This is a genomic window from Frankia sp. QA3 (assembly GCF_000262465.1).
In the GTDB taxonomy this organism is placed as follows: domain Bacteria; phylum Actinomycetota; class Actinomycetes; order Frankiales; family Frankiaceae; genus Frankia.
This window is the reverse complement of sequence record NZ_CM001489.1, coordinates 1,314,731-1,326,439: the sequence shown is the minus strand read 5'-3', so window position 1 is coordinate 1,326,439 and position 11,709 is coordinate 1,314,731. Positions and strand designations below refer to the sequence as shown.

The 11,709-nt window shown below is 73.2% G+C and carries 9 protein-coding genes and 1 pseudogene; 8 read left to right on the top strand and 2 right to left on the bottom strand.

Features of this window, described 5'->3' with window-relative positions; genetic code table 11:
• Positions 1-35: 35 nt before the first annotated feature.
• Genes FRAQA3DRAFT_RS05270 through FRAQA3DRAFT_RS05260 form a run of 3 tightly spaced genes read left to right on the top strand, consistent with a single transcriptional unit; the run spans position 36 to position 3,533 of the window.
• Entirely contained in the window at positions 36-797 is a 762-nt protein-coding gene (locus FRAQA3DRAFT_RS05270; protein WP_009738027.1) for an ABC transporter permease, read from the top strand.
• Positions 794-2,632 carry an ABC transporter ATP-binding protein gene (locus FRAQA3DRAFT_RS05265; RefSeq protein WP_009738026.1) on the top strand — a complete coding sequence of 613 codons (1,839 nt, stop codon included), beginning with the start codon at positions 794-796 and terminating at the stop codon, positions 2,630-2,632. The genes FRAQA3DRAFT_RS05270 and FRAQA3DRAFT_RS05265 overlap by 4 nt, the downstream gene beginning before the upstream one ends.
• Before the next feature lies 1 nt (position 2,633).
• Positions 2,634-3,533, top strand: coding sequence for an alpha/beta hydrolase (locus FRAQA3DRAFT_RS05260; RefSeq protein WP_009738025.1), 900 nt, complete (start codon positions 2,634-2,636; stop codon positions 3,531-3,533).
• A gap of 75 nt (positions 3,534-3,608) precedes the next feature.
• On the opposite strand, the gene FRAQA3DRAFT_RS05255 is transcribed toward FRAQA3DRAFT_RS05260, so the two are convergent.
• Together FRAQA3DRAFT_RS05255 and FRAQA3DRAFT_RS05250 are read right to left on the bottom strand one after the other, a co-directional pair.
• Entirely contained in the window at positions 3,609-4,481 is an 873-nt protein-coding gene (locus FRAQA3DRAFT_RS05255) for an SAM-dependent methyltransferase (protein ID WP_009738024.1), read from the bottom strand.
• 113 nt (positions 4,482-4,594) lie between these two features.
• Positions 4,595-5,812, bottom strand: a complete 1,218-nt coding sequence (locus tag FRAQA3DRAFT_RS05250) for an NAD(P)/FAD-dependent oxidoreductase (protein ID WP_035922278.1) — start codon at positions 5,810-5,812, stop codon at positions 4,595-4,597.
• Positions 5,813-6,069: 257 nt separating this feature from the next.
• On the opposite strand from FRAQA3DRAFT_RS05250, the gene FRAQA3DRAFT_RS05245 reads away from it, so the two are divergent.
• From FRAQA3DRAFT_RS05245 to FRAQA3DRAFT_RS05225, 5 genes and pseudogenes are all read left to right on the top strand, one after another.
• Complete coding sequence (locus tag FRAQA3DRAFT_RS05245; RefSeq protein WP_009738022.1) at positions 6,070-7,230, top strand: phosphotransferase family protein; 1,161 nt, start codon at positions 6,070-6,072, stop codon at positions 7,228-7,230.
• A gap of 131 nt (positions 7,231-7,361) precedes the next feature.
• Positions 7,362-7,793, top strand: a complete 432-nt coding sequence (locus FRAQA3DRAFT_RS05240) for a Fur family transcriptional regulator (protein WP_009738021.1) — start codon at positions 7,362-7,364, stop codon at positions 7,791-7,793.
• 15 nt (positions 7,794-7,808) lie between these two features.
• Positions 7,809-9,332, top strand: a complete 1,524-nt coding sequence (locus FRAQA3DRAFT_RS05235) for a catalase (protein ID WP_009738020.1) — start codon at positions 7,809-7,811, stop codon at positions 9,330-9,332.
• A gap of 181 nt (positions 9,333-9,513) precedes the next feature.
• Complete coding sequence (locus FRAQA3DRAFT_RS05230; RefSeq protein WP_009738019.1) at positions 9,514-10,125, top strand: cysteine hydrolase; 612 nt, start codon at positions 9,514-9,516, stop codon at positions 10,123-10,125.
• A gap of 290 nt (positions 10,126-10,415) precedes the next feature.
• Positions 10,416-11,604, top strand: a pseudogene (locus FRAQA3DRAFT_RS05225) (PLP-dependent aminotransferase family protein); the annotation flags it as partial.
• Positions 11,605-11,709 lie beyond the last annotated feature (105 nt).

Below are 11,709 nucleotides of genomic sequence, written 5' to 3'. Positions count from 1 at the left end.
CCGGTCTGCCGGTCGCCGCGGTCGTCGGAGTCCTGATGCTGGTCGCGGCCATCCACCCGGCGCTGTTCGCCGGCGGCGGGCCGGCCGAGGGCGACCTGCACGCGACGCTGCAGGGGCCGAGCGGCCGGCACTGGTTCGGCACCGACCAGCTCGGCCGGGACGTGTTCACCCGGGTCGTGCACGGCACCCGCTACTCGCTGTCGATGGGCGCCGCCGCCACCGGCATCGGGGTGGTGATCGCCGGCGTGTGGGGGCTGGCCGCCGCGCTTGGCGGCCGGGTCGGCGACACGCTGCTGATGCGCGCCGCCGACATCCTGCTGGCGCTGCCCGCCGTGCTGCTCGCGCTGATGGTCGTGCTGATCACCGGTCGGGGGGTCTTCGGGGTGACCCTCGCCGTCGCAGTCGGCACCGCGCCCGGGTGCGCCCGCGTGATCCGCGCCCAGGCCCTGGTCGTGCGGCGCTCGGGCTACGTGAGCGCCGCCGTCGGGCTGGGCGTGCGCCGCTCGGCGATCATCGTGCGGCACGTGCTTCCCAACACCCTGGCCCCGCTGCTGGTGCTCGCCACCGTCACGCTCGGCGTCTCCATCTCGACCGCGGCGGCGCTGAGCTACCTCGGCCTCGGCGCCCAACCGCCGACCCCGGAATGGGGGGCGATGCTCACCGAGGGCCAGGGCTATCTGGGCCAGGCCTGGTGGATCGCGCTGTTCCCCGGCCTGCTGCTGGTCCTGCTGGTCCTCACGGTCACCGTGCTCGGCCGCGACGCGCAGGCCCGCTCGGACGCCAGGAGCTGGTCATGACGGCGACCGCGGACTCCGGGCACAGTCCCGAGCTCCCGCCGATGCCCATGCCAACCGGGCCGCCGGCGCCCCGCACCGCCCCGGACGGGCCCGCGGCGGACGGGCGCGCCGACCCGCCGCCCGCGTCCGCGGTCCTGGAGGTGGCGGGCCTCGACGTCCGCTTCGGCTCGGGCCCCGGGCAGGTGCACGCCGTGCGCGACGTCTCCCTGACCCTCGCCGCCGGTCGCTGCGTCGCGCTCGTCGGTGAGTCCGGGTCGGGCAAGAGCACCCTGGGCCGCGCGCTGCTGGGACTCGCCGGCCCGACCGCCACCGTGACCGCGCGGCGGCTGCGCATCCACGGCTCCGACGCCCTCGCCTTCGGCCCCCGGCAGTGGCGGGCGGTGCGGGGCCGGCGCGTCGGCCTGGTCTCCCAGGACGCGCTCGTCGCCCTCGACCCGCTGCGCCCGATCGGCCGGGAGATCGCCGAGGCGATGGTGGCGCACGGCCTGGTCGCCCGCCGCGACACCGGCCCCGCCGTGCAGGCGCTGCTGGAGCGGGTCGGCATCCCCGATCCCGCGCAGCGCGCCCGCAGCTACCCCCATCAGCTCTCCGGCGGGCTGCGCCAACGGGCACTGATCGCCTCCGCGCTCGCCGCCCAGCCGGACGTGCTGATCACCGACGAGCCGACGACCGCGCTCGACGCCTCGGTGCAGGCCCGCATCCTCGCGCTGCTCGGGCAGCTCAAGGCGGACGGCACCGGGCTGCTGCTGATCAGCCACGATCTGGCGGTGGTCGAGGCGCTGGCCGACGAGGTCGCGGTGATGCACGAGGGCAGCGTCGTCGAGGCCGGGCCGGTGGCCGACGTGCTCGCCCACCCCCGCCATCCCTACACGATCGCGCTGCTGGAAGCGGTCCCCGGACGCCGACGCCGCATCCCCGAGCCCACCGGCGCCACGGCGACCGGCGAGCAGACGGCGACCGGCGAGCAGGCGGCGGCCGGCGAGCAGGCGGCGACCGGCGAGCAGGCAGGTGCGGGCGGCGCTGCGCTGCTGGTGGTCACGGACGCCGTCAAGCACTTCCACGGCGCGCGGGGCGTCCGGCGCACCGCCGTCGACGACGTCTCGTTCACCCTGCGCGCCGGGGAGACGCTGGGGCTGGTCGGCGAATCCGGGTCGGGCAAGTCGACCCTCGCCGGCCTGGTGCTCGGCCTCATCGCCCCGGACGGCGGGCAGGTGCGCCTGGCCGGGCAGCCGTGGAGCGCCCGGCCCGAGCGCGAACGCCGCGCCGAGCGGCACACGCTGCAGCTCGTGCCGCAGGATCCGCTGAGCGCCTTCGACCCGCGCTGGACGGTGGCGCGCATCCTCGGCGAGGCCCTCGCCGCCATCGACGTGGCGCGCCGGGACCGGCGGGCCCACGCCCTGACCCTGCTCGAACAGGTCGGGCTGTCCGTCACCCACCTGGACCGGCGGCCGCTGGCGCTGTCCGGCGGCCAGCGCCAGCGGGTCGCGATCGCCCGCGCGCTCGCCACCCGACCGCGGCTGCTGGTGTGCGACGAACCGGTCTCCGCGCTCGACGTCTCCACCCAGGCGCAGATCCTGGCGCTGCTGCGGGAGCTGGCCGGCTCGCTGGGACTCGCCGTGCTGTTCATCTCGCACGACCTGGCGGTGGTCCGGGAGCTCTGCGCCCGGGTGCTGGTGATGAAGGACGGCCGGATCGTCGAGACCGGCCCGGTGGAACGGGTCTTCACCGACCCGCACCACCCCTACACCCGGGAGCTGCTCTCGGCCGTGCCCGGCGAGATCGGACGGGTCGCCCGAGCGGGCACGGTCCCGTCGCGACCCACGGAGGAGAACTGAGATGCCGGTCGAGGGAAGCCTCACGGACGCCATCGCCACCCAGCGCGCGCCCGTCCGCCCGCTGGGCGAACTGCCCCGCCGACCGGGGGTCTCGGCCCGGGAGCTGCGGGTGCCCGGGCCACCGGGGGCGCCGCCGGTGCTGGTGCGCGTCTACCGTCCGCAGGGCGTCACCGCGGCGCTGCCGGCCGTGCTGTGGCTGCACGGCGGCGCGTTCGTGCTCGGCACCATCGACGCCGTGCACGGGCAGGCGGCCGAGGCGGCCCTGTACGCCGAGGCGACGGTGATCGCCGTCGGATACCGGCTGGCTCCGGAGCATCCCTACCCGGCGGCGCTGGAGGACTGCCTCGCCGTGCTGCACTGGGCCGCCGGTCAGGCCGACGAGGTGGGGGCCGATCCGGCCCGGCTCGCGGTGGCGGGCACGAGCGCGGGGGGCTGCCTCGCCGCCGGCCTGGCCCTGCTGACCCGCGACCGGGGCGGGCCGTCGCTGTGCCTGCAGCAGCTGACCACCCCCGCGCTCGACGACCGGCTCACGACCCCGTCGATGGTCGCCTCCGACCGCGGCACGCCGATCTGGAACCGCACGCTGGCGGAGGAGAGTTGGCGGCTCTACCTGGGTGAGGGACCCGGACCGACGCCGGTGTACGCGGCGCCGGCCCGCGCAGAGGACCTGCGCGGACTGCCCCGCACCTACCTGTCCGTCGCGGGGCGCGACCCGCTGCGCGACGAGGCGCTGTTGTTCGGGCTGCGGCTGGCGCAGGCCGGCGTGCCGGTGGAGCTGCACCACTTCCCGGACGCCCTGCACGGCTTCGCCGGTCCCGCCACGAAGCTGGACCGGGAACGGATCGCGATCGAGCACCTGGCGACGCTGCGCTGCGCGCTCCACCACCGGGACCCCGCCTGAGTTCGGCCGGCACCCGGCACGGGCCGGGCGGGTGGACGTCCGCCGGGTGGCGCGGCGTGACGGCCCGGCCCTCCCTCAGGGTTTGCGGGCGAGACCGCCGTACCCGCTGACCTCGGCGTCGGCCACTCCCCCGAGCGTCGGGTCGTCCGGGTGCCAGCGCTGGGCGGCCACCACGCCCGGCTCGACCAGCTCCAGCCCCGCGAAGAACCGTTCCACCGCCGCCCGGCCACGCATGTTCATCGACACGCCCCGCGCCCGGTAGGTCGCGGCCAGCTCCTCGGCGCCGGGGTCGAAGTCGGCGGTGGCATGCGAGAGCGCCAGGTAGCTGCCCGCGGGCAGGGCGTCGAGCAACCTGGCCGCGATCGCGTACGGGTCGGCCTCGTCGGGGATGAAGTGGAAGACCGCGATCAGCGAGAGCGCCACCGGCCGGGTCAGGTCCAGGGTCTCCCGCAGCTGCGCGGAGGCGAGAATCGCCTCCGGATCCCGCAGGTCCGCGTCGATGTAGGCGGTCCGGCCCTGCGGGGTGCTGCTGAGCAGGGCACGGGCGTGCGCGAGCACGATGGGGTCGTTGTCCGCATACACCACGCGCGCGTCGGGGACGATGCTCTGGGCGATCTCGTGCAGGTTCGGCGACGTGGGAATGCCGGTGCCGATGTCGAGGAACTGCCTGATCCCCCGCTGGGTCACCAGGAACCGCGTCACCCGCCGCAGGAAGGCCCGGTTCTCCCGGGCCCCGGTCCGCGCTGTCGGGAAACCGATCAGCGCCTGCTCGGCCGCGGCCCGGTCCGCCGGGAAGTTGTCCTTCCCGCCGAGGAAGTAGTCGTAGATGCGGGCCGAGTGCGGCTGGTCGGTCTTCAGCTCGATCGGCGTCCGGTCGAGCTGGACCGCGGAGTTCCACCACGGCCTGGGAACCTCTCGATCCTGCGCAGCTCCCACAGCCAGCCCCATGCCTCTCGTCCGACGAGTCCCGGTCCCCTGCCGACCCGCCCCGAGTTACCGCACCGGAACGAATAGGTCGCACTGCGCATTATTCCTGACGAATCGCGCGCGGGTGGGGGGCCTCAGGCGGTGGCCGCGAGGTCCTTCAGGGCGACGGAGACGTCGGCGAAGCGCGCGGGGTCGACGACCGCGTCGGCCGCGATCAGCCGGCGGGCGGCGACGGCGTCCATCGGGCGGTTCACACTCGCGAGCGCGGCGAGGCGGCCGTCGGGCGCGAACCAGCCGGCGGACCACCCGGGCGCCCGCTTGGCCTCCGGCGCCGCGACGGCGCCGGGGTCCCCCCGCCACACCAGCGTGTCCTGCGGCCCCGCCAGCCCGACGACCTGCACCATCCGGCCGAACTGCTCCGACCAGAAGTAGGGCACCGGGTCGTAGACCGCCTCGCCTCCGAGCAGCGTGGTCGCGGCGACGGCGGGGCTGCCCTGCGCGCAGTCCCAGTGCTCCACCCGCAGCCGCCGGTCGTAACGCCGCGACCACCACGCCGCGCAGTCCCCGACCACCACCACGGGCGGACCATCCGACCCCGCGTCCCAGGAGGCGGCGAGATGCTCGTCGGCGACGACCCCGCGGTCGAGGACGAGCCCGGACTCGGCCAGCCACGCGGTGTCCGGACGCACGCCCACCCCGACGACGACCTCGTCGGCCGCCAACCACTCGCCGTCACCGAGAACCAGCCCCTGCGGGCCGATCTCGCGCACCGACACCCCGAGGCGCAGGTCCACGCCCGCCTGCGCGTACCAGGCGACGGTCTGCCCGCCGACCTCGCCGCCGAGCGCGACCTGCAGCGGCGAGGCGGCCGCCTCGATCACCGTCACCTCGGCGCCGATCTTCGCCGCGGTCGTCGCGACCTCCGCGCCGATCCACCCCGCACCCACCACGACCAGCCGGAGGCCGGGCTTGAGCGTGTCGCGCAGCGCGCGGGCGTCGTCAATCGTGCGCAGCACCCGCTGCGGCCCGTCGCCCGGCAGGGTCACCGGCGCGGCCCCGGTGGCGAGCACCAGCCCGTCGTAGGCGACCGGGCCCGCCTCCGTCTCGACGACCCCGGGCCGCAGCCCGGTGGCCCGCCGGCCGAGCTGGACCTCCACCCCGTCGAGGTCGAGCGTCAGGGTGGTGTCCTCGACCCGGCCCGACAGCACCCCCTTCGACAGCGGCGGCCGGTCGTAGGGCGGGTGCTCCTCGGCGCCGAGCAGCACGATGCTCCCCGTGAACCCCCCCGCGCGCAGCTCCACCGCCGCCCGCCCACCGGCGAGCCCCGCCCCCACGATGACGATCCTGTCCATGCAGCCAGAGCCCTTCACGACCGGGGCGGCCAGCGCCCACCGACACGACAACACCTGCACCGGCACACACCTGCGCCAGCCGCCGGACGCCCAGAACTCTAGTGGCACCCGGTGCCAGAGAAAAGGTTGATCCCCGTCGAACCGAGCGTCCGACGTGAACAGGCGTGTCGCGGGCAAGACTGACACAATCTGCCACCGGCGCCAGTGCCTGCAAGGGGCGGGCGTCGTAGCCGAGTGTGAACGACGGGAGTCGCCGCGTGTCGAACAGCCCGAGCCTGCCCTCCGCCCAGCCCTGGCGGCCCGACGTCACGGAGCTGGCCAGCTACGGTCCGTATGCCCGCCCGGCGCCGATGCCGATGCACTGGGAGGAGGTCACGGCGAGCTGGTTAGGCGCCATTCTGGCCAACCGCTACCCGGGCATCGAGGTGACCAGTCTGCAGACCGTGGAGCTGCGCAACACGCACACCACGAAGATGCGGGTCGCCGTCGCCTACAACGAGGTCGGCCGGCAGGCGGGGCTGCCCGAGCACCTGTGTCTCAAGGCGAACTTCACCGGCCGCGCGAACCCCATGGACATCTGCCAGGTGGAGGCGCGCTTCTACCACGAGCTGGTCGAGGGCAGCCAGATCCCGGCGCCGCGCTACTACTACGCCGACTGGGACCCCGACGGCAGCGGCCAGGGGCTGGCGGTCCTCGAGGACCTCATCGAGCTCGGCGGCGAGTTCGGCAACAGCTACCAGCACATCGGGGTCGACGCGGTCGGCCGGGCGCTCGACGACATGGCGGTCCTGCACGGCAGCTACTGGGCGAGCCCCCGGCTCGACGCGGCGAGCTGGCTGCCCACCTCGATGGACACCCGCGGCGACTGCGACCAGGCCCGCATCATGTGGTGGCTGGTCGAGGAGAACCTCGGCCGCGACGTCTACGTCTCCCGGCTGCCGGCCTGGATGGTGGCCGACCCCCAGCGGTTCCTGCGCGCCTACGACCTGCTCAACCAGTACGCCCGCGCGCAGGCGGGGCCGCGCACGATCGTGCATGGCGACGCCTACCTCGGCAACACCTACCTGCGCCCGGACGGCCACCGCATCTGGCTGGACTGGCAGATGGTCCGCAAGGGCCACGCCTGGCGCGACGTCAGCTACTTCATGGTCGGCGCGCTCACCGTCGACGAGCGTCGCGCCCACGAGCGCGAGCTGCTGGCCCGCTACCGGGAGGCGCTGCTGGCCACGGGGGCGCGCGACGTGCCGGCCGCGGACGCGATCTGGGAGCAGTACCGGCGATGGGCGATGTACGGGCTGCAGGCCTGGATGGGTACCAAGGACCACTGGGGGCAGGACAACCACACGATGATCGGACGCTTCTCGGTGGCGACCGCCGACCTCGACACCCTGGCCCTGCTCGAGGCCGAGGCCGGCTGAGCCGACTGTCGCGCCCCGCCCCGCCGCGTCAGGGCACCGGGCCCGCACCATCCACGGGTACGGCGATCCGATCATTAAAATGGCGTGGTCGTTAAATTGACTCCATCCAGAATAGGTGGCACGATGGCCCCATGGCCACCACCAAGGAAGCCGCGTTGCGCGGGGCCGGTCTGCGCGTGACCGGGCCGCGCCTCGCGGTGCTGGACGTGCTCGCCGAGCACCCGCACGCCACGGCCGATGCGGTGGCCGAGCAGGTCCGCGCCAGGCTGGGCACGGTCTCGAAGCAGGCCATCTACGACGTGCTGGCGGCGTTCGTGACCGCCGGTCTCGTCCGCCGAATCGAGCCCGCGGGCTCGCCGGCCCGCTTCGAGACCCGCACGGCCGACAACCATCACCATCTGGTTTGTCGCGTCTGCGGCCGGGTAGCCGATGTGGACTGCGTGACCGGCGCCCGCCCCTGCCTGGAGCCGGGCGATGACGCCGGGTTCGTGATCGAAGAGGCCGAAGTCGTGTTCTGGGGCGTGTGCCGTAGCTGCAGATCGGATGGTGTCCCTGCACGGTAAGGCGAGGAGGACGTTGTGACCGCATACGAGACCCGTCCGACGACGACCGACGCCGGAGTGCCCGTCGCCAGCGACGAACACTCGTTGACCGTCGGGCCGGACGGCCCACTGCTGCTACAAGACCACTATCTGCTGGAGCAGATGGCGAACTTCAACCGGGAGCGCATCCCGGAGCGCCAGCCGCACGCGAAGGGCGGCGGCGCGTTCGGCACCTTCCAGGTGACGCAGGACGTCAGCGCCTTCACCCGGGCGGCGGTGTTCCAGCCCGGTGCCGAGACGGACGTCCTCATCCGGTTCTCGACCGTGGCGGGCGAGCGGGGCAGCCCCGACACCTGGCGCGACCCCCGCGGCTTCGCGGTGAAGTTCTACACCAGGGAGGGAAACCTCGACATCGTCGGCAACAACACGCCGGTGTTCTTCGTCCGGGACCCGCTGAAGTTCCAGCACTTCATCCGGTCACAGAAGCGACGCGCCGACAACAACCTGCGCGACCACGACATGCAGTGGGATTTCTGGACGCTTTCCCCGGAATCCGCCCACCAGGTCACCTGGCTGATGGGTGACCGCGGCATCCCGCGCACGTGGCGGCACATGAACGGCTACTCGAGCCACACCTACATGTGGATCAACGCCGCTGGTGAGCAGTTCTGGGTGAAGTACCACTTCAAGACCGACCAGGGCATCGAGTTCTTCACCCAGGACGAGGCCGACCAGATGGCGGCGATCGACACCGACTACCACCAGCGTGACCTGTACGAGCACATCCGGGACGGGGAGTTCCCGAGCTGGACGCTGAAGATGCAGATCATGCCGTTCGAGGATGCGAAGACCTACCGGTTCAACCCGTTCGACCTGACCAAGGTGTGGCCGCACGGCGACTACCCGCTGCACGAGGTCGGCCGGCTCACCCTCAACCGCAACATCAGCGACTACCACACCGAGATGGAGCAGGCCGCCTTCGAGCCGAACAACCTGGTCGCCGGCACCGGCCTGTCCCCCGACAAGATGTTGCTGGCCCGCGGTTTCAGCTACGCCGACGCCCACCGCGCCCGCCTCGGGGTGAACTACAAGCAGATCCCGGTGAACTCGCCGAAGGTCCCCGTCCACAGCTATTCCAAGGACGGCGCGATGCGGGTGCAGAACGTCACCGACCCGGTGTATGCGCCCAATTCCTACGGCGGCCCCCGGGCCCAGCCGGAGCTGACCGACGACGGCGGCCGCTGGTTCGCCGACGGCGAGATGGTGCGCACCGCCTACACCCTGCGCCCCGATGACGACGACTGGGGCCAGGCCGCCACGATGGTCCGCGAGGTCCTCGACGACGCGGCCCGCCAGCGGCTGGTCGACAACATCGTCGGGCACCTGCTCAACGGCGTCAGCGAGCCGGTGCTCGAGCGCGCCTTCGAGTACTGGCGCAACGTCGACAAGGATCTCGGCGGCCGGATCGAGGCGGGCGTGCGGGCCAAGCAGAACCAGACCGACCCGAAGGTCGCGCAGCAGGCCAACCCCGCCCGGTCGGACGCGCAGGCCAAGGCCTGAGGCAGGCACGTCCGCCCGCGGCCCACGCCGCGGCCGAGCAGACCGAGGCCCGACCCCTCCGCAGGCGGAGAGGTCGGGCCGGCGGTTGATCCTCCGGGCCCGGAGGATCGTGGTTCGTGCTCCTCGGCGACGCCGAGCACGAACCACGACCGGGCGGGCCCTCCCGGGTAGCGTGACGCCCATGCCTCTCGACGTGACGCCACACCTGGATCCGGCCAAGACCGCGATCGTGAACATGGAATGCCAGGAAAACCTGCTGGGCGACCGACCGTTATTGCCCGGCCTCGCCGAGTCCGCCCGGCGGACCGGACTGCTCGATAATCTTTCCGCGCTTTTCGACGCGGGCCGTAAGGCGGGCGTGCGGATCTACTACTGCACCGACGAACGGCGCCCCGACGGCTTCGGCTTCGCGCACAACACGTTCGTGAACCTGCGGGCGTCGTCGGCCGGCGGTACCACCGGGGGTCAGGGCCCGGTGATGCCCCAGATCGCGCCGCGCCCGGAGGATGTCGTGTTCCGCCGGGAGCAGGGCCTCACCGGCTTCTTCGCCACCGGCCTCGACCAGTACCTGCGCAACACGAAGGTCTCCACCCTGATCGTCACCGGCGTCTCGTTGAACATCGCGGTCCTGGGGACGGCGATCGAGGCGATGAACCTCGGCTACACGGTCGTCATCCCGCCGGACTGCATCGCGAGCGACCCGTACGAATACGCCGAGACCGTCGTGCGCTACACCATGCGCAACATCGCCTTCGTGGTGCCCTCCACCACCATCACCGCCGCCTGGCGCTAGACAAGTAAGCCACGGGTTCCGTAAGCCGCCGACTGCCGCATCCGCCCGTGATCGGTCGAGTACAGAATCGTGCCGAGGCCTGGCCACGGTTTGCCAGCCTGAAACCGTGATTAATCCTCGGCACGACCTGGCCGCTGTCCGACCGGAAGACGGGCGTCGGCAAGTTCCCCGGATCCTGGTGGTTCGGGAAGCTGATCGGCGCGAAGAGGGCCGATCCGCGGTGCGGACGGTAGTGTCACCCGGTGAGTCTGGATCCCTGGCGGCCGAGGTATTCCGAGCGGGCGCGCGGCATGGTCGCGTCCGAGGTGCGGGCGTTATTCGCGGTGGCCTCCCGGCCGGAGATCGTGTCCCTGGCGGGCGGCATGCCGGATGTCTCCGCGCTGCCGATGGACGCCGTCGCCCAGACCATGTCCGAGCTGGTGCTGCAGCGCGGTCCCGTCGCCCTGCAGTACGGGGGTGCCCAGGGCGATCCCGGCCTGCGGGAACGCATCTGCGGCGTGATGGCGATGGAGGGCATCGACGCGAGCCCGGACAACGTCGTCGTGACCGTCGGTTCGCAGCAGGCGCTCGACCTCGTCGCCCGCATCTTCCTCGATCCCGCCGACGTCGTCCTCACCGAGGCGCCGACCTACGTGACGGCGCTCAACGTGTTCGCGGCCCACCAGGCGCAGGTGGTCCACGTGCCGATGGACGACGACGGGCTCGATCCCCAGGCGCTGTCCGAGACGCTCACCCGGCTGGCCGCGGCGGGGCGCACGGTGAAGATGCTCTACACCGTGCCGACGTTCCAGAACCCGGCCGGCGTCACGCTCGCGGGGGAACGCCGCGGCCTGGTGGTGCAGGCGTGCCGTCGCGCCGGGGTGCTGGTCGTGGAGGACAACCCGTACGGCCTGCTCGGCTTCGACGGCGAACCGATGCGGGCGTTGCGCGCGGACGCGCCCGACGATGTCGTGTACCTCGGATCGTTCCCCAAGACGCTGGCGCCGGGGCTGCGGGTCGGCTGGGCGCTGGCGCCGCCGGCCGTCAAGGACCGGCTCGTGCTCGCGGCCGAGTCCGCGATGCTGTCCCATTCCGTGTTCGCGCAGCTCGCCGTCGACCGCTACCTGGCCACGCAGCCGTGGCCCGAACAGCTGAAGGTCTTCCGCGAGCTGTACCGGGAGCGCCGCGACGCGATGCTGTCCGCCCTGGCGGCCGAGATGCCCGAGGACGCGTCCTGGACGCGGCCGGCGGGCGGCTTCTTCGTCTGGCTGCGCCTGCCCGAGGGGATCGACACGCGGGCGATGCTGCCGCGGGCGATGCTGCCGCGGGCGGTGGCCGCCCGGGTGGCCTACGTCCCGGGGCGCGGGTTCTACGCCGACGGGCAGGGCCGCAACGAGCTGCGCCTGTCGTACTGCTTCCCGTCGCCGGCCCGGATCACGCAGGGCGTTGCGCCTCGGCGCGACCCTGCGCCGGGAGCTGGAACTGCTGGCGACGTTCGGCCCCGCCCAGGGCGGCCAGGCTGAGGGCGGACCCGCGCAGGGCCGACCGGCGCAGGGCCGGCCGGCGCAGGGCCGGCCGGCACAGGACGGGCCGGCACAGGACGGG